Genomic DNA, 19,439 nt, shown 5'->3' with positions numbered 1-19,439 from the left:
TCAGAGTCGACTTTCGCGGTGCTTTTTCGCGAAACTCGACTCTGACCCCACATGACGGATTCGGAGAAAGACAGAACGCGCTACATGGTTTTGTTTTTCAGCGCTGAGGCATGTACTCCGTGGCCCGCTAAGTGGGGTCGGAGTGAAGTTTCTGCAAAAAGCACGCAGAAAGTTCACTCCGACCCCAGTTAGCTGCATATGTCGGCGCGATGAAAACCCGGATGGTTAGGCGAATTCGCCGATCTTCTCAACCACCGCATTGCGCACCGAACCGCTGACCACAAACGATTGCGCCACCGCGATATCGTTGTGGAACCAGCGGTCGCCGTCCAGGCAAGCCGGGATCTGGCGGCGGATTTCCTGGTAGGCCGCCTGTGTGCCTGTGCCCAGCACAAAGCCCGGCAGCAGGTCTTCCGTCATGGTCAGCGCCTGCGCCGCCAGCAGCATTTCGACGCCGATGATGTACTGCGTGTTGGCCACCACGGTGGCGGCCTTGCGCGCGCACCAGGTCGAGTTCGAGACGTGGTCTTCGCTGTTGCCCTTGGCCGGGATGCTGTCGACGCTGCCCGGCATGCACAGGGTGCGGTTTTCCATCACCAGCGAACTCATCGAGCATTGCACCACCGGATAGCCGGTATTGACGCCGCGCACGCCGCTCATCAGGTTGCGCGGCAAGCCCCACGACAGGGTCGGATCGATCAGGCGGGCGATGCGGCGTTCGCAGATGCTGCCCAGATCGGCAATCGCAATCGCCAGCAAGTCCATCGCCTGCGCCAGATACTGGCCGTGGAAATTGCCGCCGGAGATGATCTCGAAGCCGCCGCCTTCTTTGTCAAAGATCAGCGGATTGTCGGTGGCGGAGTTGATTTCCTTGTCGACGATGTTGTCGATATAGTCCAGCGCATCGAACACCGGGCCGTAGACCTGCGGCGAGCAGCGCAGCGAGTAGACGTCCTGGATCCGTGAGCTGTAAGGGATATCGGTGCGGCGCGATTCTTCCGGAAACTGCACCGAACGCGCTTCATGCGTGGTGCGGGTGGAACCGGACAGCAGCTTGCGGATGATGGCGGCGGTCTTGATCTGGCCGGCGTGCGGACGGGCTTGCTGGATGCGGTGGTCGAAGGCGGCCATTTCGGCGCGCATCGCTTCCAGCGTCAGGCCCAGCGACAGGCAGGCATCGCTCAGCAGGTTGCGCGCATCGTGCGCCACCAGCACGGCGACCGCCAACGAGGCGGTGCAGCCGTTGATCAGGGCCGATGCATCCTTGGCTTTCAGGTCGAACTTGACCTCGCCGACGCCGGCCTTGATGATCGCCTCTGGCGCGCTCATGCGCTGGCCCTGGTACATCACTTCGGCTTCATCGAAACCGGCGATCGCCGCCGCCAGATAGGACAACGGCGCGAGGTCGCCGGAGGCGCCGACCGAACCCTTTTGCGGCATGATCGGATGGATGCCGGCATTCAGGAAAGCCAGCAGGCGGTCGACTACTTCCACGCGCGGCGCCGAGTAATTGCTGGCGAAGGCATTGGCGCGCAACAGCATGGTGGCGCGGCTGACTTCTTCCGAGAACGGCTCGCCCAGGCCGGCGCAGTGGGCCTTGATCAGCTGGGTCTGGAACAGTTCGATGTGCTCCACCTTGATGCGGGTGTCTTTCAGCAGGCCGACGCCGGTGTTGAAGCTGTACATCATCGGCGCTTCGTCGTGCATCCAGGTCGACTCGATGTAGTCGCGGCTTTCCTTGAGGGCGGCGCGCGAAGAGTCGGCCAGCGTGACCGCCAGGTGCGGTGCGCGGGCGACGTCGACGACTTGCTGCGCAGTCAGGTTGAAACCGTCGATGGTGATGGTGGTAGTAGTCATGTTGAGATCCAAAAGTGGTCAGTTCTTAAAATTTTCGACAAAGCGGCTGAATACCCGGGCGCCGAGGGCGGCGTCGGCGGCGCTCATGATTTCATCCGGATGGTGGCTGATGCCGCCGTTGCCGCAGCGGACGAACAGCATGGCGACGTCGGTGATGGCGGCCATCGCCATGGCGTCATGGCCTGCCCCTGAAGGCAGATGGCGCAGCGCTAACCCGCACTCTTCAATGGCGCCGGCCAGCTGCTGTTGCAGCCGGGGCGCGCAGGGTACGCTGGCGGCCTCGTGGGTCTTGCGGGTCTGGATCGCGACATGGCGGCGCGCGGCGACCTGTTCGATCCGCGCCAGCACATCGCTTACCGCCGCCTGGCGTATCGGGTCCTGTTCGGCGCGGATGTCGATAGAGAAGACGGCTTTTCCCGGTACCACGTTGGCGGCGCCGTTCGGCACATTGAACTGGCCGACGGTGCCGACCAGCCCGCGCGTGCCGCCGCAGCGCTGTTCTATATACAAGCCGATTTCCGCAGCCGCCATGGCGGCATCGCGCCGCATTTCCATCGGCACCGTGCCGGCATGGCCGGCCAGGCCTTCCACTTCCACCATGAAGCGCGAGGCGCCGGAGATGGCGGTCACCACGCCCAGCGGCAAATCGTTATTGAGCAGCACCGGGCCTTGTTCGATATGTACTTCGACAAAGGCCAGCACGGCCGCCGGCGCATAGGCCGCCTTGCCCAGTCCGCTGGCGTGGAAGCCGGAAGCGGCCATGACCTCGCGCATGCTCTGGCCGCTATCGTCCAGGTTGTCCAGCACGCTGAGGTCGAAGGTGCCGGCGGCGGCGCGGCTGCCGAGCAGGGTGGCTTTGAAGCGCACCCCTTCTTCTTCGGCAAAGCCGATCACTTCCAGCGCAAAGGAGAAGCGCTTGCCGGCCGCATGCCATTGCCCGATGCAGGCGATCGGCAGCAGGATGCCGAGGTTGCCATCGTACTTGCCGCCGTTGCGCACCGAATCGAAATGCGAGCCGGTGACCAGCGCCGGGGCGTCGGCAGTCAAGCCTTCGTAGCGGCCGATGACATTGCCGGCCATGTCGCGCCGCACGCTCATGCCGGCGGCGCACATCCATTCCGCCAGCTGCGCCGCCGCCGCGTGGTGCGCGGCAGTCAGATAAGTGCGGGTGAGCATGCCGGGTGCTTCGCTGTGCTGGGCCAGCTCGTCGGCCCAGGCCATGATCTGTTCGCCACAGCCGTTCCAGGGTTCTTGCATGGTTGTCTCCTTGCTAAGTAGTTGTTTTTTACTGCCGATCAGCTTGCTGTTATTGGTTTTTTTGCGATCATACGCTTAAATTAAGTTGAATTCAATTATTGCATACAATAAGTGAATGCATTATATTGAATCCGGGATGCAGGCTATTTCATCCAGGCCTGACAGACCAAAATTGGTATAAACCAAACAAAACAATCAGGAGACAGACGTGCGGCGCTTTTATAAATCACTGTTTGGCCAGGTGCTGATAGCACTTGTGATCGGTATTGCGGTTGGGGTGCTGTTCCCCAAATTCGGAGAAAGCCTGAAACCGTTGGGGGACGGCTTTATCAAGCTGGTCAAGATGATCATTCCAATGATCGTGTTCTGCGTCGTGGTGCATGGCATCTACGGCGCGGGCGAGCTGAAGAAGGTAGGGCGGGTCGGCCTCAAGGCCCTGATCTATTTTGAAGCGGTCACTACCGTGGCGCTGGTGCTGGGGCTGCTGCTGGCGTTTGTCTTTCATCCCGGGGTTGGCATGAACATCAATCCCGATACGCTCGACGCGAATGCCTTGTCGGGCTATGTCGAGACCGCCAAGCAGGTCAAGGGCATGGGTTTTGCCGACTTTGTCATGAAGATCATCCCGAATACCGTAGTGAGCGCGTTTACATCTGGCGACGTGCTGCAAGTGCTGCTGTTTTCCGTCATTTTCGGTTCCGCCCTCTCGCTGATCGGCGAGAAAGCGGCGCCGATCGTCACCATCGTGCACAGCATGTCGGAAGCCTTCTTCAAGTGCATGTCCTTCATCATCCGCCTGGCGCCGCTGGGCGTGTTCGGCGCGATTGCCTTTACCGTCGGCAAGTACGGCGTCGGTTCGCTGCAGCAGCTGGGCTTCCTGGTGGTTCTGTATTTCTTTGCGGTGGTGGTTTTCGTGTTTGCCATACTCGGCACGATCTTGCGCCTGGCCGGTTTCAGCATCTTCAAGCTGATCAAGTACCTGCGCGCGGAGCTGCTGGTGGTGCTGGCGACGGCGTCCTCGGACAGCGTGCTGCCGCAGATCATGCGCAAGCTGGAATACATGGGCATCAAGGGTTCCACCGTCGGCCTGGTGATCCCGACCGGCTACTCGTTCAACCTCGATGCCTTCTCCATCTACCTGACCCTGGCAGCCGTATTCATTGCGCAGGCCACCAATACGCCGCTGGCGGTCACCGACCTGCTGGCGATCCTGGCAGTAGCGCTGATCACTTCGAAAGGAGCGCACGGCGTGCCGGGTTCGGCCATCGTGATCCTGGCAGCGACCTTGTCCGCGATCCCGGCGATTCCGGTGGTCGGGCTGGTGCTGGTGCTGTCGATCGACTGGTTCATGGGGATTGCCCGTGCGCTCGGCAACCTGCTCGGCAACTGCGTCGCCACCGTGGTGGTGGCGGTATGGGAAAAGGATATCGACCGTGCCCGCGCCCATGCGGTGCTGAATGGCGCTCGGCCGCCGCTGGAAGACGACCTGCCGGCGACGCTGCATGTGGCGGGCGACAGCCGGCCGGCATAACAGGAAAGCAGGGCGGCCGGCTGCGCTTATTGCCGGCCGCATCGGACTCTTATTTTTATAATATAAGGTGTCGCATAGTACAATTTTGGACTTTAGAACCACGCTTCAAGGAAATCGAGAACATGAGCCTGTCTCCCAGCCCACCCGGCGCCGACAGTTCTGACGATATCGCCGCCGACATCACGACGGCGATTGCCGAGCAGCGCCTGCCGCCCGGCACCAAGCTGCGGGAAGAAGCGCTGGCGCGCCTGTACTCCGTCAGCCGCACCAAGATCCGGGCAGCGCTGGTGATGCTGGCCAAGGACAAGCTGATCGACCTGGTGCCCGACAAGGGCGCCTTCGTCAGCCGCCCGACCGAAGAGGAAGCGCGCCAGATATTTTTCGTGCGGCGCGTGCTGGAAGCCGCGCTGGTGCGCGAATTCGTCGCCAAGGCCAGTGCTGCCGATTATGCGACGCTGGAGCAGCACCTGCAGCAGGAGCGCGAGGCGCTGTCCAAGGAAAACCCGCAAATCCGCTCGCGCCTGCTGAGCGATTTCCACATCCTGCTGGCGCGCGTCGTCGATAACCAGGTGCTGACCGACGTCCTCACCAAGCTGGCCGGCCGCAGCTCACTGATCACCATGCTGTACCAGTCCACCCGCGATGCCACCTGTTCGTCCGACGAGCATGTTGAGTTCCTGCAGGCGGCGAAGTCCGGCGATACCGAAAAAGCCGTCGATCTGATGCTGCATCACCTGCATCACGTCGAGAAGGCGCTGCAGTTCGAGATACCGCCGCCCGGCGACAAGAAAGATTTTGTGAAAGCGCTGCTGGCCTGACAGGCTGGGGATGATGGTTGCTGTCCGGCTTCGTCCTACACCGTTTTGCATTATTGAGATGGCAATTCTGCGTCGGGCTGATTAACAAAGAGCAGTACGCCAATGATCGTCAGATAAAACTTGAAGGCCGCTTCCTGGCCATTCCAGTCGGCGGACTGCCACATCAGGAACCACTCGCCGCCGATCACCATGAAGCCAAAAAACCAGGTGATGAAACCCGCGGCGGCGCCGGCGTAAATCCATTTTTTTGCACGATAAAATTGCGGCGCGGATGCGCGGCGCTTGCGCCACAGCGACAGCGTGCCGCATAGCAGAAGGACTGCCGTCAATCCTTCCGCGGCAATGATCAGCCAGTAGCAGGCATGCCATAGGCCCTCGATATCGATGGCGCGATGCCGCAGCCGATTGTCCGGGAAGACCGTATCCATGCTCATGACATGCCGGATGAATTGGTAGTTGCTGTCGTAATCGGTAATGTTGTTAAACGTCACCGAAATGGCGAATATCGCCACGCACAGACTCATCGCTATCTTGCAAAGACGGGGCATCATCATATCTGTCACCTTTTCTGTCATTACCATGTCGGATTGCGAACAGGACCGCACCAGCGGCCGCTCACGCTGATGTGAGTTTTTTTGTCGCGGTATTGTTCTTCAGGTAATGCTTAAGGTGGCTAAATTGCTGCCAGGATGTGAAACCGGTCTGGCGAGACCCATGCGCGTATGGACGCGCGGCCACCGGCTGCGGCCGGCAGCTGCAGACTACATCTGCTTGAACAGATGGATGAAGCTGCGGCTCACTTCCAGCTTTTCCGTATGTCCCTTGACCAGCACCTGATGGCGGCCGCGCATGTCGCGCGTGATGCCGTCGATGGCGTTCACGTTCACCAGCGTGGCGCGGTGGATCTGCCAGAACAGGTCGGGATCGAGCTCCTCCGCCAGGTCGCGCACCGGCTTGCGGATCAGCGCTTCGTAGGTGGCGGTCTGGACGCTGGTGTATTTTTCGTCGGAACGGAAAAACAGGATTTCCTGCACCGGAATCAAGCGCAGCTGCTGGCCGATGCTGGCCTGTATCCATTGCAGGTAAACCGGCTTGGTGGCGATCCCCATCTGCTTGGCCAGCTGGGTCAGCATCGAGCTCATGTCGGTCGGCGCCGTACTCGTGCTCAGGCGTGCCTTGAGGCGCGTGACGGTCAGCGCCAGGCGTTCCGCCTCGGCCGGTTTCAGGATGTAGTCGACGGCCCCATGTTCGAAGGCTTCGATGGCGTATTCGTCGTACGCCGTGATGAAAACGATGTGGCTTTTGCTGCCGATTTCCTGCGCTGCCTGCAAGCCGGTCTTGCCGGGCATGCGGATGTCGAGGAAGGTGAAGTCGGGCTCCAGCTGGTCGACCAGTTCGATGGCTTCATCGCCATTCTTGGCTTCGCCGACGATCTCCAGTTCCGGCCATGCCTGGCTCAGGCGCAGGCGGATCTGGTCGCGCATCAGGCGCTCGTCATCGGCAATGATTGCAGTAGGCATGGGTGGATTCTAACAAGTATTCAGCGTTTCTTGACGGAGCCGGAACCCATGATGCTGGAGCGCACCTGCGGGTCGCCGAGATAGGATACATCGCCCGAGCCGGCGGTGGAAACCGACAGCTGCTTGCTGGCATAGACATGGGCATCGCCGCTGCCGACGATCGACACATGGGTGCTTTCCGCCATCAGGTCGAAGCCGTCGTAGTCGCCGCTGCCGGCGATCGAGACGCGCAGGTCGCGGGTCTTGCCCTTGACCTTGATATCGCCGGCGCCGGCGATGGAGGCATTGACGTTAGGCGAATTCAGCTCGCCGCTGACGGAACCGGAACCGGCGATCGAGATCTTGATGGCGTCCTTCGCGCTCAGCTTGCCGACCACCTTGAGATCGCCCGAGCCAAAGATGCTGAGGCCGTTGACGTCAGGGGCGGTGAGGTAGACGTTGATGTCGTGATGGCTGCTGCCGCTGAAAATCACTTTCAGCACCGAACCGCTGACATCCAGCCGGACCCGTGAAGCGAGCCCGTTTTCTGCTTCGATCACGGCCGGCTTGGCCGGTCCCTGGGTCAGGTAGACGTTCACTGCGTCCATGATTTCGACCTGCTGGAAACTGCCTACCTGGCGTTCCGTCCTGGTCACGTCCGCAGCCGCGCTGGAGCTGTAGCCGAGCAATGGAATCATTGCGGCGGCGGCCAGTGCAAAAAAGAGGGCAAAACGTGATGGCGCTTTCATATGTGCTCCTGTTGCTTCTGTGGCGAATTTGTGTTGTAGGCTTATGCTTTCTTGCCGTTGCCGACGACCTGGTAAGGCACTTCAATCGTCGAGCATACGCCGCTCGGTGTGTTGGGTGCAATCTCCAGCTGTGCGGCGTTGCCGTGCAGCAGTTTGAGGCGATCGCGGATACTTTGCAATCCCAGGCCGGTGCCGTTGCTGGTGACGGCGCCGAAACCGAGGCCGTCATCGGTCACGCTGACGCGCAGCTTATTGTCGGCGACTTCCGCCTTGATGCGCAAGGTGCCGCCGTCAGTCTTGCTTTCCAGTCCGTGCTTGATGGCGTTTTCCGCCAGCGACTGCAGCATCATTGGCGGGAAGGCGGCGCTGCGCAGGCCGTCGGAAACCTGGATGTCGACGATCAGGCGTTCTTCCATGCGCATCTTCAGCAAGTCCAGGTAAGCCCGCACGATGTCGACTTCGCGGCCGAGCGTGGTGACGGTGGCGGTTTCCCGCATTTGCGGCAGCACTGCCCGCAGGTACTGGATCAGGCGTTTTTGCATGGCCGAGGCGCGCGGCGGATCGGTTTCGATCAGGTAGTCGACCGAGGCCAGGGTGTTGAACAGGAAATGCGGTTCCACCTGGGCCTGGATCATCTGCATCTTGGCTTCCGATACTTCGCGCTGCAGGTTGGCGTGCTCGGCGGCGGCGTTTGCCGCCTTGGCACGCGCTTCGGCGCGCTTCTTGCCGCCCATCAGCGCCTTGGTGCCGAACAGGCCGATCAGCAGCAGCAGCACAAAATTCACAAACCATTCCGACGATTTCTTCTGGTAGCGGGCGACCTGCTGTTCGGCTTTTTCGGCGGCGGCTTCATGGATCGCGGCCACGGCGTCGTTGATCGCCTGATTGACATCCTGGGCGGCATCCGGCGGCAGCTTCAGGTCCAGGCTGGCGGCGTTGGGAGCAACCGGCGCGGCCGGCGGCGCAGGCGGTGCGGGCGGTTCCTTGGGTTCTTGCCCGGAGTCGGAAACCAGCGGCGCTGCCGGCGCCGCCGCCTTGTCGCCGGCGTTGCCGTTTTCGGCGGATGCGGCGCTGGCGGCCGTTGCAGCCGAGGCCGGCGTGCTGGCGGCGTCGTTGCTGTCGTCGTAGGTATATGCCTTGATATGGACGCCGCTGCCGTCGATACGGATGTCGGCATTGCCCTTGCCGGCCTTGGCCGCTTTGCTGGCTTTGCTGTCATGCCGGCTGACGCGGTCGATGATCACCACGTTTTCATTCGAAGAGAACAGCGTTTCCTGCAGAATGCTGGCGCCGATCATGACCAGTATCGCAAACAGTAAAAACTTCCACCATGAGAGTTGCGTCACCCAGCTCGCTATCTTGTCGAAGGTCTGCGACAGATAGACTGTGGCAGTGGAAGCATTTTTCTTCAGTGAGTCTAGCGATTCAGGAGTCATAGAGTGGCAAACCAGGTTGTGCGGCAACTTTCAAAGTTGCCGTCATTTTAAACGGAACCGACACGGCAGTCTGGTCGTTTTGCTATACGGAATTAGGTGTCACAGCGCGCTGAGCGCGGTAGTTGCGTTTTTCTTGCGTGCTATTTTCTTCATGTTCTGCGCGCGGTCCTGCGCTGCATACATGGCTTTTTCTTCCGCCGTCAGGCGCTTGCCGATGATGACGATGGGCGGCATCAGCAGCGGGATGTCGTCCGACTTGGCGGCGGCTTGCCTGGCTGCTCCGGCGGCCATGGCTGGTGCTGTGCTCATGCTCAGGGTCGCTAGCAGGGCAGCGGCGGCCAGCAATGTAGATGATGTGTTCATTTGCATTCTCCGGGATGGATCTGCGACTAAACGATGTTCAAGTGGCAGATAAAGGTCTTAGATGACCGCTTTCTTGTGATTGCCTTCTTGCTGCGCCATGACTTTCGGTTCGCGGTTCAGGCGTTTGCCGATGACGGTGACGGTTGGCAGGCAGTCGTCCTGTTGCGCCAGCGCCAGCTTTTCTTGCGCTGTCAGGCGCTTGCCGACGATGGTCACGGTTGCCAGCAGGTCGCTGTGGACCGGACGCTTGCCGATGATGGTGATGGTTGGCAGCGTCGAGACTTCCGCTTGCTGCGGTGCCGCCTGTGCCGAGCTGACGCCGACAGCCAGGGTAGCGATGGACAGGATGGCGATCAGGGCTTTGTTTGCTGTGTTCATTTGTATTCTCCGTTAAGTGACTTGATGACTTGCTTAGGTGGCTGACGTTGTTGCATGTCGTCACTTTAGGGAGGGGCAGGACAAGTCGCCAGCTGCTTGCGACAAGTTGCAGGAAATGCGGGACAGAATACAAAAAAGCGGGACTGGACTGCATCGGGTTTTTCTTACTTTTGGCGGCCTGAGCATCGGCTAGCCCCGCAAAAGCTGGTTTTGCAGGAAAATCTTGGTGTTTTTTAGTTGCCTTAAAAGCAGCCAAATAAGCAGCCAAATATGCGCTGAACAGCGATATTCGGTATTTCTCTTATGCAAATTGATTCTATGCACATGCAAAAAAGTTCGTTCTCTTTATAACAAACCGATGAGAATATCATCGTTCTTTAGCCGTATTTGTAATAAGAGGACGATGCATGAGCGCCGCCGTTTTTCCCGCCAACAACCTTGCCAAGCCAGCCGCACCGTTCCGGGTGATGCCCGGGTTCCGCCTGTCGCTCGGGTTTACGCTGTTCTACCTGGCCCTGATCGTCTTGATCCCCTTGTCGGCCGTGTTCCTCAAAACCTTCACCCTGAGCTGGGACGGCTTCATCGCCGCCGTCACGTCGGCGCGGGTGATGGCCTCCTACCGCCTGACTTTCGGCGCCTCTTTATTAGCTGCGCTGCTGAATGCCTTTTTCGGCGGCATCGTGGCCTGGGTGCTGGTGCGTTATGAATTTCCCGGCAAGAAGCTGATCGATGCCCTGGTCGACCTGCCGTTTGCCCTGCCCACCGCGGTGGCCGGCATTGCCCTGACCGCGCTGTATTCCAGCAATGGCTGGATCGGCCAATACCTGGAGCCGCTCGGCATCAAGGTTGCCTTTACTCCGCTGGGCGTGCTGGTGGCGCTGACCTTTATCGGCTTGCCGTTCGTGGTGCGCACCGTGCAGCCAGTGCTGGAAGATGCCGAGAAAGAACTGGAAGAAGCCGCTGCCAGCCTGGGCGCCAATCATTGGCAGACTTTTGTCCGGGTGATTTTCCCGACCGTGTTCCCGGCCTTGCTGACCGGCTTCGCCTTGTCTTTCGCCCGCGCCACCGGCGAATACGGTTCGGTGATCTTCATCGCCGGCAATATGCCGATGGTGTCGGAGATCACCCCCTTGTTCATCATTACCAAGCTGGAGCAATACGATTACGCCGGCGCTACAGCGATCGCTGTCGTCATGTTGACAGTGTCGTTCCTGCTGCTGCTGGCGATCAATGTCTTGCAAGCCTGGACCCGCAAGCGCGGCCAGTCGGCGCAAGCATAGGAGCCTGACGTGAGCGCAACCGCCAGCAATTTCAATCCTGCCGCCGTCAATACAGCGGCGCCGAGCGCCAGGCCGCAGCCGCGCGGCGAACCTGTCCATGTGCCGAATGCAACGCTGGAGCCGTTGTGGGTGAGGGCGCTGCTGATGACCGTGGCGCTGCTGTTCCTCACCTTGTTCCTGGTGGTGCCGCTGCTGTCGGTATTTGCCGAGGCCTTCAAGAAGGGCTGGGAAGCTTACCTGGCGGCGATCATCGAACCGGATGCGGTCAGCGCCATCAAGCTGACCTTGCTGACGGCGGCGATTGCGGTCCCGCTCAACCTGGTGTTCGGCATCGCCGCTTCCTGGACCATCGCCAAGTTCGAGTTCCGCGGCAAAAACATCCTGCTGACCCTGATCGATCTGCCGTTCTCGGTGTCGCCGGTGATTTCCGGTCTGATCTATGTCCTGCTGTTCGGCGCCCAGGGCTGGTTCGGCCCATGGCTGCGCGAGCACGACATCAAGATCCTGTTTGCCGTGCCGGGCATCGTGCTGGCCACCGTGTTCGTGACCTTTCCGTTTGTCGCCCGCGAGCTGATTCCGCTGATGCAGGCCCAGGGCAGCGAGGAGGAGGAAGCGGCGCTGGTGCTGGGCGCTTCCGGCTGGAAGACCTTCCGCCATGTCACCTTGCCTAATATTAAGTGGGGTTTGCTGTACGGCGTGATCCTGTGCAATGCGCGCGCCATGGGCGAGTTCGGCGCGGTGTCGGTGGTGTCCGGGCATATCCGCGGCGAGACCAACACCATCCCCTTGCAGGTCGAGATCCTGTACAACGAATACAACTTCCAGGCCGCCTTTGCGGTGGCTTCATTGCTGGCGTTCCTGGCGCTGCTGACGCTGGCGCTGAAATCGTTCATCGAATGGCGCTTGCGTGAAACGGCGCCGTTGCTGCATCAGCCGGCACATCAATCAGGACAGGAGCAGGCATGAGCATCCAGGTAAGCAATATCAACAAGCGTTTCGGCGAATTTGTCGCCCTCAACAATGTATCGCTGGAATTCCCGACCGGCGAATTGACCGCGCTGCTGGGACCGTCAGGCTGCGGCAAGACCACCTTGCTGCGGATTATCGCCGGCCTCGAAGCGCAGGACAGCGGCCAGGTCTTGCTGGAAGGCGAAGACGCTTCCGCGCGCCATGTGCGCGAGCGCCAGGTCGGCTTTGTGTTCCAGCATTACGCCTTGTTCAAGCACATGACCGTCTTTGAAAACATCGCCTTCGGCCTGCGCGTCAAGCCGCGCGCCCAGCGTCCGAGTGAAGCCGCGATCCGCGACAAGGTCACGCGCCTGCTGGAGCTGGTGCAGCTGGACTGGCTGGCCGACCGCTATCCGCCGCAGCTGTCCGGCGGCCAGCGCCAGCGCATCGCCCTGGCGCGCGCGTTGGCGGTGGAGCCGCGCGTGCTGCTGCTGGACGAGCCCTTCGGCGCGCTCGACGCCAAGGTGCGCAAGGAACTGCGGCGCTGGCTGCGGCGCCTGCATGATGAGCTGCACGTCACCAGCATCTTCGTCACCCACGACCAGGAAGAGGCGCTGGAAGTGGCGGACCAGATCGTGCTGATGAACAAGGGCAATGTGGAGCAGGTAGGCGCGCCGCAGCAGGTCTACGACAATCCGGCTTCGCCTTTCGTGTATGGATTCCTGGGCAACGTCAACCTGTTTCACGGTCGCGTGCACCAGGGCGTGCTGGACAGCGGCGGCATGCGTTTCGCCGCGCCCGACCATGCCGAGGCCGACGATGTGCAAGGCATCGGCTATGTGCGTCCGCATGACCTCGAGATCGACCGCTACAGCGCTGGCGGCGAGGGCATCGTGGTGCAGCTCAAGCGCGCCCACGCCATCGGCCCGCTGGCGCAGCTGGAACTGCAGCGCAGTGACGGCAGCGTCAATGACGGCGGCGACGCCGGCCTGATCGAAGCCGTGATATCCAGCGAACGCTTCCAGCAACTCAATCTGAAAGATGGCGAAACCTTGCTGGTGCGTCCGCGCCGCCTGCAGGTGTTCGTCGATCAGCCTTCCATCCGCTAAGGAGAATAGAATGAATTTCCAGCAATTACGTTCCATCCGCGAAGCCGCCCGCTGCGGCTTCAACCTGACTGAAGTGGCCAATGTCCTGTTCACCTCGCAACCCGGCGTCAGCCGCCAGATCCGCGAACTGGAAGAAGAGCTCGGCGTCGATATCTTCATCCGCAACGGCAAGCGCCTGATCGGCCTGACCGATCCCGGCAAGGGCATCCTCAAGATCGTCGAACGGCTGCTGCAGGAAGCAGAAAACCTGCGCCAGGCCAGCCAGGAATATTCCGGCGAAACCAGCGGCACCCTGACCATCGCCGCCACCCATACCCAGGCGCGCTACGCCTTGCCGCGCGTGGTGCAGGGTTTCCGCGCCAGTTTCCCGGATGTCCGCATCGCCTTGCAGCAGAGCTCGCCGGAACATATCGCCGACTGGGTCATCTCAGGCAAGGCCGATGTCGGCATCGCCACCGAGGGCCTGACCCAGTTCAAGGAACTGATTTCCTTCCCTTGCTACGAATGGCGCCACGTGCTGGTGGTGCCGGAAGGTCATCAGTTGCTGGCGGTCGACGGACCGATCAGCCTGGCCGACCTCGCTGCCTATCCCTTGATCACCTACGACGTCGGCTTCACCGGCCGCGGCCACATCGACGACGCCTTCCGCACTGCCGGCATCACGCCGGACATCGTGCTGACCGCGATGGATTCCGACGTCATCCAGCAGTATGTGGCGCTGGGACTGGGGATCGGCCTGGTGGCGTCGATGGCGACGGAGCACAGCAGCCAGAACGGTTTGCGCACGATCGATGTGTCGCATCTGCTGGCCTCCAATGTGACGCGGCTGGCGGTGCGGCGCGGCGCCTATCTGCGTTCGTATACCTATGATTTCATCTTGCAGTTTGCACCGCAGCTCAAGCGCGAAGACATCATCGAAGCGCTGCATGCGGAGCCGCACAGCGGCGGCAGCAGCGTGCACAAGGTGGATTTTGAAGAGCGCGTCCTGAAGATCGCCTGATCCGAGAACCTGCTCTAAACAACGGTCGACGGCGCCCAGGTCACGCTGCCGTCATATTGGAACGCTACGATTCGCCTGTCTCCTCCGAATCCCTCTCTAGGTTCGGATTCAGCCCGCTGCCGCAAGGCCTGGCGGGCTTTTTTTTGCGTGTTTCCGTACCAGCGGCAGAAAACCCATACAGATCAATGACTTGATCGTTAGGCGATGGGGTTATCCACAGGCATGTTCACAATTTCTGTGGGTAACTTGTACAGGGCGCTTGCCGCCTGCCGCAACTCATCTGCCCTGCATTGTTGGCTATAATCGATAGCTTGGATGTCCGCTGTAGCGCATGATTATCAAGCCAACCCCTCAAGCCCAGCCCGTCAAGCCCGCCCCCTCATTGGAAAACAAACAATTTATGGCCTCATCCCCGGAAAACCTCAGCATGGCAGTGTTCTGCGACTTTGAAAACGTCGCGCTCGGCGTGCGCGATGCAAAATACGAAAAATTCGACATCAAGCCGGTGCTGGAGCGGCTCCTGCTCAAGGGCAGCATCGTCGTCAAGAAGGCTTACTGCGACTGGGAGCGTTACAAGGAATTCAAGGCCACCATGCATGAGGCCAATTTCGAGCTGATCGAAATCCCGCATGTGCGCCAGTCTGGCAAGAATTCAGCCGACATTCGCCTGGTGGTGGACGCACTCGATCTCTGCTACATGAAGTCGCACGTCAATACCTTCGTCATCATCAGCGGCGATTCCGATTTCTCGCCGCTGGTCTCCAAGCTGCGGGAGAACGCCAAGCAAGTGATCGGCGTCGGCGTCAAGCAATCGACTTCCGACCTGCTGGTCGCCAACTGCGACGAATTCATTTTCTATGACGACCTGGTCCGTGAAAGCCGGCGCACGGCCGCCAGGCGCGGTACGCGGGAAACGCAGCCGGCGGCCAAGCGTTCGCCGGACGAAGAAAAGGGTCGCAAGGCAGAGCTGGAGGCGCGCAGGAACCAGGCGATCGACATGGCGGTCGAGACTTTCGATGCCTTGGTATCCGAACGCGGCGACAGCGGCAAGATGTGGGCATCCGTGTTGAAAGAGGCGATCAAGCGGCGCAAGCCCGATTTCAGCGAGTCATACTACGGCTTCCGTGCCTTCGGCAATTTGCTGGAAGAAGCGCAGGCGCGCGGTCTGCTCGAATTCGGCCGCGACGAGAAATCGGGGACTTACGTGTATCGAAGTAGTGGCGGCAGTGGCAGTAGCAGCAATAATGGCGCCACGATTGCCGGCGAAGTCGCGGCGGAACAGCCGGCGGAAGCGCCGTTGCCGCAGCCGAAAGTGCCCGAAGCCACGACGGCATTAGCAACAGCGGCAGCTGCGGCTGAAGTTGAAGACAACGGCGCCAAACCGGAAACCCGCCGCAAGGGACGCGGAGGCCGCAAGCCGGCTGAAAAGAAAATCGCAGCGGCTGTGCCGCCAGTTGTCGCGCCGGAGGTCAATTCTGCGCCGGAAACGCCGGCAGCTGCCGAAGCGCCGGTTCAGGCGTCGGAGGAAGCAGCGGTCAAGCCGGTAAAAGCCCCCCGCAAGCCCGCCGCGCGCAGCCGTCGCCCGCGTAAATCGGAAGCGAAGCCGGACGAGGCTTGACGAAGGACGGCGGCGATCTGATGTCTCTGCGGTAGCGCTTACACCGCTACCTCGCTGGCGTCAGCTTTTCTGGCGCAGCGCCGCCGCGCATTCGCGCACCAGCGCAGGGCCGCGATAGATCAAGCCGCTATACAGTTGCACCAGCGATGCTCCCGCAGCGATCTTGGCTTGGGCATCGTCGCCGCTGAAAATCCCGCCGACGCCGATGATCGGCAGGGCATCGCCCAGTTCGCCGTGCAGCTGCCGCACCACGCTGGTCGACAGCGCCAGCACCGGTGCGCCGGACAGGCCGCCGGCTTCGTTTTCGTGCTGCAGGCCGCGCACGGCGTCGCGGCTGATGGTGGTGTTGGTGGCGATGACGCCGTCGATCTTATGCCGCAGCAAGGCATCGGCAATGGTCTTGATCTGCTCGGCATCGATGTCCGGCGCGATCTTCAGCGCGATCGGCACGTAGCGCTTGTGCAGGCCGGCCAGCCGTTGCTGGGTTTCCTTCAGCTGCGCCAGCAGGGCATCGAGTTCGGACGCGCCTTGCAGCTGGCGCAGGTTCTTGGTGTTGGGCGACGAAATATTCACCGTCACGTAGCTGGCGTAGGGATAGACCTTTGCCAGGCAATACAGATAGTCTTCGGCGGCGCGCTCGATCGGCGTATCGGCGTTCTTGCCGATGTTCAGCCCGAGCACGCCCTGGCGTTCCTGGTAAAAGCGCGAGGCCTGGACATTGGCGATGAAGGCGTCGACGCCGCCATTGTTGAAACCCATGCGGTTGATGATGGCGTTGGCGGCCGGCAGGCGGAACATGCGCGGCTTCGGATTGCCGGGCTGGGCGCGCGGCGTCACCGTGCCGATTTCAATCGAGCCGAAGCCGAGCGCCGCCAGGCCGTCGATATAGGCGCCATCCTTGTCCAGCCCGGCCGCCAGTCCGACCGGATTGGGAAAGGTGACGCCCATCACGGTGCGCGGATCGGCCGCGGGCTTGCCCAGCAGCGAGGTCAGCCCCAGCGCGGCGGCGCGGCGCAGGGCCGGCAAGGTCAGGTTATGGGCGGCTTCCGGATCGAGGGAGAACAGGGCGGGGCGGGCGAAGGCGTACAGGAGTTTGGCGGGCACGATAGAGGCAGCTGTAAAAAAGGGTGCAGATTGACGGGAAATTGGCGAAAAGACAGCAGCGCAAGCCAAGCTTGCGCGCGCCGCGATCCGCGGCGGCTATTCTAACGCACTCCATTGCCCTTGCTGTAGCGCTTCCAGCGGCTGGAAGTTGACCTTGTAGGCCATTTTCGGGCTTTCTTCTATCCAGTAGCCGAGGTAGACATAGGGCATGCCCAGCTGCCTGGCCTGGCCGATCTGCCACAAGACGTTGTAGGTGCCGTAGGAGGCGCCGGGCACATCGGGATCGTAAAAGGTATAGACCGATGACAGGCCGTCATTCAGGACATCGATGATGCTGACCATGCGCAAGGTGCCGTCGGCTTCCCGGAATTCCACCAGCCGGGTATTTACCTTGCTTTGCAACAGAAACTGCGCGTACTGGTCGCGGCTGTCCTGGTCCATGCCGCCGCCGCTGTGGCGCGCGGTCTGGTAGCGCAGGTAGAGATCGTAGTGTTCGTTGACGTAGGCCAGGTTGGTGACCAGCGTGGTCAGATGGCTGTGGCGGTCCCAGGCGCGGCGTTGGCTGCGGTTGGGCTGGAAAGAGTCCACCAGCGTGCGCACCGGCGTGCAAGCCTGGCAGCCGTCGCAGTAAGGGCGGTAGGTAAAGATGCCGCTGCGGCGGAAACCGTTCTTCACCAGTTCGGAATAGACGTCGGCGTTGATCAGGTGCGACGGCGTCGCCACCTGCGAGCGCGCCTGGCGATGTTCCAGGTAGCTGCATGGATAGGGCGCTGTGGCGTAAAACTGCAGCGTCGAAAATGGCAGATCTTTTAAGTGCGTCATGTGCATTCCGGCTGAACTGAATCTTTAATGTTCATCTCGTTTGGCTGTCTGGCTGGATAAACGTAAAGTAGCACTTTCATTGCGGTCCTGACACTAGTAATTTACACCGTAATTCCAGTTTGCATAAGGACTTGCAATTGATTAATCGTGAAACAGCGGCAGCGGCTGCCAGTGGTGGATTTGCGGATGGTTGGCGGCTTGCCGCAAGTGCTGCAGAAACTCGCTGCGCGGGATCGGCAGCGCGCCCAGCGATGCCAGGTGGCCGGTCTCCTGCTGGCAATCGATCATGCCGACTTCATGCCGGCGCAGGAAATGCACCAGATAGGCGAGGGCGATCTTGGAAGCGTCGCTGACCCGGGTAAACATCGATTCCCCGTAGAACATGCGGCCGATGCTGACGCCGTAAGCGCCGCCGACCAGTTTGCCGTCCAGCCACACTTCCGAAGAGTGCGCGTAGCCGAGCTTGTGCAAGCCGCGGTAGCCGGCCACGATATCTTCCGAAATCCAGGTGCCGGCGCCGTCGCGCCGCGGCGCCGCGCAGGCGCGCATCACCTGCTCGAAGGCAAAGTCGAAACGCACTTGCCAGCGGCGGTCGCCATGAGGAGAGTGCATGCTGCGATGCACCTTGCGCAAGGTCTTGTGCAAGCTGGCGGAGATGGCGAAGCGTTCGGTCCACAGCACCATGCGCGGATCGGTGCTCCACCAGAGAATCGGCTGGTTTTCCGAGAACCAGGGAAAAATGCCATGGCGATAGGCATCCAGCAGGCGCCGCGGCGACAGGTCGCCGCCCGCCGCTAGCAAGCCGCTGGCGCCGTCCTCCTCGGTGAGGGCAGTGCTGACGTCGGGAAATGGACTGTCCAGCTCAAGCCAGGGGATCATGGCGGCTCCGGCGCTATGCGTTATTTCGGCGCCAGGCCTGGGCGCATGGGTTTGAAAATATCCTGCGTATGCAAGCTGAAATGGCCGCCTTCCTGGCGGATTTTTTTGACGTCGGCGAAGAAGGCGCGCAAGGTGATCTCGACAGTCGGAAAGGCGATATCTTCCCACGGGATTTCAGCTTCCGTGAACAGGGCGACTTCCAGGCTTTCGGTGCCGGCGGCGTAGTCGGTATCGAGCAAAGTGGCGCGGTAGAACAGGTGCACCTGGTGCACATGCGGCACGTTCAGCAGGGAGAACAGCTCGTGCAGCTGGATGCGCGCACCGGCTTCTTCTTCGGTTTCGCGCTGCGCCGCGGCGCCGGTGGTTTCGCCGTTTTCCATGAAGCCGGCCGGCAAGGTCCAGAAACCGTATTGCGGTTCGATCGCGCGTTTGCACAGCAGCACGCGCAATTCGCCATTCCGTTCCCAGACCGGAATCGAGCCGATCACCATTTTCGGGTTTTGATAATGAATGGCGCCGCAATTGCCGCAGACATAACGCATGCGGTTGTCGTCCGGCGGGATTTGCAGACTGACGGGATGCGCGCATTCGGAACAGAATTTCATAGACACCGGTAATTAGTTTGATCGGTCGGGAAGCGGGTTCCTGATCGTGTTGATTGGGAATAATGTCTAGCATAACAGGGTAGTTGAGGAGTTTAGCATTGGCCAATCCCCATATGCTTTCTTAATGCCATTGTCAGTATCTGTTGCATTGCAGTGCAATACGTTATATACTTTCATTCTTCAGAC

General features: G+C 60.8%; 19 protein-coding genes. 7 read left to right on the top strand and 12 right to left on the bottom strand.

Features of this window, described 5'->3' with window-relative positions:
* Positions 1-225 precede the first annotated feature (225 nt).
* Together AC07V8_RS03800 and AC07V8_RS03795 are read right to left on the bottom strand one after the other, a co-directional pair.
* Positions 226-1,857 (bottom strand): HAL/PAL/TAL family ammonia-lyase, encoded by a 1,632-nt coding sequence (locus tag AC07V8_RS03800; RefSeq protein ID WP_494677343.1) that lies wholly within the window; start codon positions 1,855-1,857, stop codon positions 226-228.
* Between the two features lie 18 nt (positions 1,858-1,875).
* Entirely contained in the window at positions 1,876-3,114 is a 1,239-nt protein-coding gene (locus AC07V8_RS03795; RefSeq protein WP_494677342.1) for an allantoate amidohydrolase, read from the bottom strand.
* 208 nt (positions 3,115-3,322) lie between these two features.
* Between AC07V8_RS03795 and AC07V8_RS03790 the strand changes: the two genes are divergently transcribed.
* A complete protein-coding gene (locus AC07V8_RS03790) occupies positions 3,323-4,645 on the top strand; it encodes a C4-dicarboxylate transporter DctA (RefSeq protein ID WP_494677341.1) in 1,323 nt (440 codons plus the stop codon).
* A 122-nt stretch (positions 4,646-4,767) separates the two neighbouring features.
* The gene (locus AC07V8_RS03785) at positions 4,768-5,463 is read left to right on the top strand and encodes a GntR family transcriptional regulator (RefSeq protein WP_494677340.1); all 696 of its coding nucleotides are present in this window, start codon (positions 4,768-4,770) and stop codon (positions 5,461-5,463) included.
* A gap of 50 nt (positions 5,464-5,513) precedes the next feature.
* Here the strand turns inward: AC07V8_RS03785 and AC07V8_RS03780 are convergent, their stop codons facing one another.
* The 6 genes from AC07V8_RS03780 to AC07V8_RS03755 form a co-directional block, all read right to left on the bottom strand.
* Positions 5,514-6,017 carry a DUF2165 family protein gene (locus tag AC07V8_RS03780; RefSeq protein WP_494677339.1) on the bottom strand — a complete coding sequence of 168 codons (504 nt, stop codon included), beginning with the start codon at positions 6,015-6,017 and terminating at the stop codon, positions 5,514-5,516.
* A 207-nt stretch (positions 6,018-6,224) separates the two neighbouring features.
* A complete protein-coding gene (locus tag AC07V8_RS03775; RefSeq protein ID WP_494677338.1) occupies positions 6,225-6,983 on the bottom strand; it encodes a LytR/AlgR family response regulator transcription factor in 759 nt (252 codons plus the stop codon).
* Between the two features lie 20 nt (positions 6,984-7,003).
* The gene (locus tag AC07V8_RS03770) at positions 7,004-7,711 is read right to left on the bottom strand and encodes a head GIN domain-containing protein (protein ID WP_494677337.1); all 708 of its coding nucleotides are present in this window, start codon (positions 7,709-7,711) and stop codon (positions 7,004-7,006) included.
* Positions 7,712-7,752: 41 nt separating this feature from the next.
* Entirely contained in the window at positions 7,753-9,147 is a 1,395-nt protein-coding gene (locus tag AC07V8_RS03765; protein WP_494677336.1) for a sensor histidine kinase, read from the bottom strand.
* A 99-nt stretch (positions 9,148-9,246) separates the two neighbouring features.
* Entirely contained in the window at positions 9,247-9,510 is a 264-nt protein-coding gene (locus tag AC07V8_RS03760; protein WP_494677335.1) for a hypothetical protein, read from the bottom strand.
* Positions 9,511-9,567: 57 nt separating this feature from the next.
* Positions 9,568-9,888 (bottom strand): hypothetical protein, encoded by a 321-nt coding sequence (locus tag AC07V8_RS03755; protein WP_494677334.1) that lies wholly within the window; start codon positions 9,886-9,888, stop codon positions 9,568-9,570.
* Positions 9,889-10,295: 407 nt separating this feature from the next.
* Between AC07V8_RS03755 and cysT the strand changes: the two genes are divergently transcribed.
* The 5 genes from cysT to AC07V8_RS03730 all read left to right on the top strand — a co-directional run bounded on the left by cysT (position 10,296) and on the right by AC07V8_RS03730 (position 15,843).
* Positions 10,296-11,168, top strand: coding sequence for a sulfate ABC transporter permease subunit CysT (gene cysT / locus AC07V8_RS03750; RefSeq protein WP_494677333.1), 873 nt, complete (start codon positions 10,296-10,298; stop codon positions 11,166-11,168).
* 99 nt (positions 11,169-11,267) lie between these two features.
* The gene (gene cysW / locus AC07V8_RS03745) at positions 11,268-12,134 is read left to right on the top strand and encodes a sulfate ABC transporter permease subunit CysW (protein ID WP_494677757.1); all 867 of its coding nucleotides are present in this window, start codon (positions 11,268-11,270) and stop codon (positions 12,132-12,134) included.
* Positions 12,131-13,225, top strand: a complete 1,095-nt coding sequence (locus tag AC07V8_RS03740; protein WP_494677332.1) for a sulfate/molybdate ABC transporter ATP-binding protein — start codon at positions 12,131-12,133, stop codon at positions 13,223-13,225. The genes cysW and AC07V8_RS03740 overlap by 4 nt, the downstream gene beginning before the upstream one ends.
* Positions 13,226-13,235: 10 nt before the next feature.
* On the top strand, positions 13,236-14,225 hold the full coding sequence (locus AC07V8_RS03735; RefSeq protein ID WP_494677331.1) for a CysB family HTH-type transcriptional regulator: 990 nt from the start codon (positions 13,236-13,238) through the stop codon (positions 14,223-14,225).
* A gap of 400 nt (positions 14,226-14,625) precedes the next feature.
* The gene (locus AC07V8_RS03730; protein ID WP_494677330.1) at positions 14,626-15,843 is read left to right on the top strand and encodes an NYN domain-containing protein; all 1,218 of its coding nucleotides are present in this window, start codon (positions 14,626-14,628) and stop codon (positions 15,841-15,843) included.
* 60 nt (positions 15,844-15,903) lie between these two features.
* Here AC07V8_RS03730 and AC07V8_RS03725 read toward each other — a convergent pair whose 3' ends face one another.
* The 4 genes from AC07V8_RS03725 to AC07V8_RS03710 all read right to left on the bottom strand — a co-directional run bounded on the left by AC07V8_RS03725 (position 15,904) and on the right by AC07V8_RS03710 (position 19,253).
* A complete protein-coding gene (locus AC07V8_RS03725) occupies positions 15,904-16,947 on the bottom strand; it encodes a quinone-dependent dihydroorotate dehydrogenase (protein WP_494677329.1) in 1,044 nt (347 codons plus the stop codon).
* A 96-nt stretch (positions 16,948-17,043) separates the two neighbouring features.
* Positions 17,044-17,769: an arginyltransferase gene (locus tag AC07V8_RS03720; protein ID WP_494677328.1), complete on the bottom strand. Its 726-nt coding sequence runs from the start codon at positions 17,767-17,769 to the stop codon at positions 17,044-17,046.
* A 141-nt stretch (positions 17,770-17,910) separates the two neighbouring features.
* Positions 17,911-18,648, bottom strand: coding sequence for a leucyl/phenylalanyl-tRNA--protein transferase (gene aat, locus AC07V8_RS03715; protein WP_494677327.1), 738 nt, complete (start codon positions 18,646-18,648; stop codon positions 17,911-17,913).
* Positions 18,649-18,668: 20 nt separating this feature from the next.
* Positions 18,669-19,253 (bottom strand): NUDIX hydrolase, encoded by a 585-nt coding sequence (locus AC07V8_RS03710; protein WP_494677326.1) that lies wholly within the window; start codon positions 19,251-19,253, stop codon positions 18,669-18,671.
* Between the last annotated feature and the right edge of the window lie 186 nt (positions 19,254-19,439).

The sequence above is a fragment of the Collimonas sp. GW821-FHT02H07 genome (genome assembly GCF_059421505.1).
The sequence above is the reverse complement of the archived record's forward strand: the minus strand, read 5'-3'. Positions and strand labels throughout refer to the sequence as shown.

What these genes read in the sequence shown, in the direction of transcription:
- AC07V8_RS03800 (WP_494677343.1), bottom strand. Translation starts at nt 1,857, where the DNA reads ATGACTACTACCACCATCACCATCGACGGTTTCAACCTGACTGCGCAG.
- AC07V8_RS03795 (WP_494677342.1), bottom strand. Translation starts at nt 3,114, where the DNA reads ATGCAAGAACCCTGGAACGGCTGTGGCGAACAGATCATGGCCTGGGCC.
- AC07V8_RS03785 (WP_494677340.1), top strand. Translation starts at nt 4,768, where the DNA reads ATGAGCCTGTCTCCCAGCCCACCCGGCGCCGACAGTTCTGACGATATC.
- AC07V8_RS03780 (WP_494677339.1), bottom strand. Translation starts at nt 6,017, where the DNA reads ATGATGATGCCCCGTCTTTGCAAGATAGCGATGAGTCTGTGCGTGGCG.
- AC07V8_RS03775 (WP_494677338.1), bottom strand. Translation starts at nt 6,983, where the DNA reads ATGCCTACTGCAATCATTGCCGATGACGAGCGCCTGATGCGCGACCAG.
- AC07V8_RS03770 (WP_494677337.1), bottom strand. Translation starts at nt 7,711, where the DNA reads ATGAAAGCGCCATCACGTTTTGCCCTCTTTTTTGCACTGGCCGCCGCC.
- AC07V8_RS03765 (WP_494677336.1), bottom strand. Translation starts at nt 9,147, where the DNA reads ATGACTCCTGAATCGCTAGACTCACTGAAGAAAAATGCTTCCACTGCC.
- AC07V8_RS03760 (WP_494677335.1), bottom strand. Translation starts at nt 9,510, where the DNA reads ATGAACACATCATCTACATTGCTGGCCGCCGCTGCCCTGCTAGCGACC.
- AC07V8_RS03755 (WP_494677334.1), bottom strand. Translation starts at nt 9,888, where the DNA reads ATGAACACAGCAAACAAAGCCCTGATCGCCATCCTGTCCATCGCTACC.
- cysT (WP_494677333.1), top strand. Translation starts at nt 10,296, where the DNA reads ATGAGCGCCGCCGTTTTTCCCGCCAACAACCTTGCCAAGCCAGCCGCA.
- AC07V8_RS03740 (WP_494677332.1), top strand. Translation starts at nt 12,131, where the DNA reads ATGAGCATCCAGGTAAGCAATATCAACAAGCGTTTCGGCGAATTTGTC.
- AC07V8_RS03735 (WP_494677331.1), top strand. Translation starts at nt 13,236, where the DNA reads ATGAATTTCCAGCAATTACGTTCCATCCGCGAAGCCGCCCGCTGCGGC.
- AC07V8_RS03730 (WP_494677330.1), top strand. Translation starts at nt 14,626, where the DNA reads ATGGCCTCATCCCCGGAAAACCTCAGCATGGCAGTGTTCTGCGACTTT.
- AC07V8_RS03720 (WP_494677328.1), bottom strand. Translation starts at nt 17,769, where the DNA reads ATGACGCACTTAAAAGATCTGCCATTTTCGACGCTGCAGTTTTACGCC.
- aat (WP_494677327.1), bottom strand. Translation starts at nt 18,648, where the DNA reads ATGATCCCCTGGCTTGAGCTGGACAGTCCATTTCCCGACGTCAGCACT.
- AC07V8_RS03710 (WP_494677326.1), bottom strand. Translation starts at nt 19,253, where the DNA reads ATGAAATTCTGTTCCGAATGCGCGCATCCCGTCAGTCTGCAAATCCCG.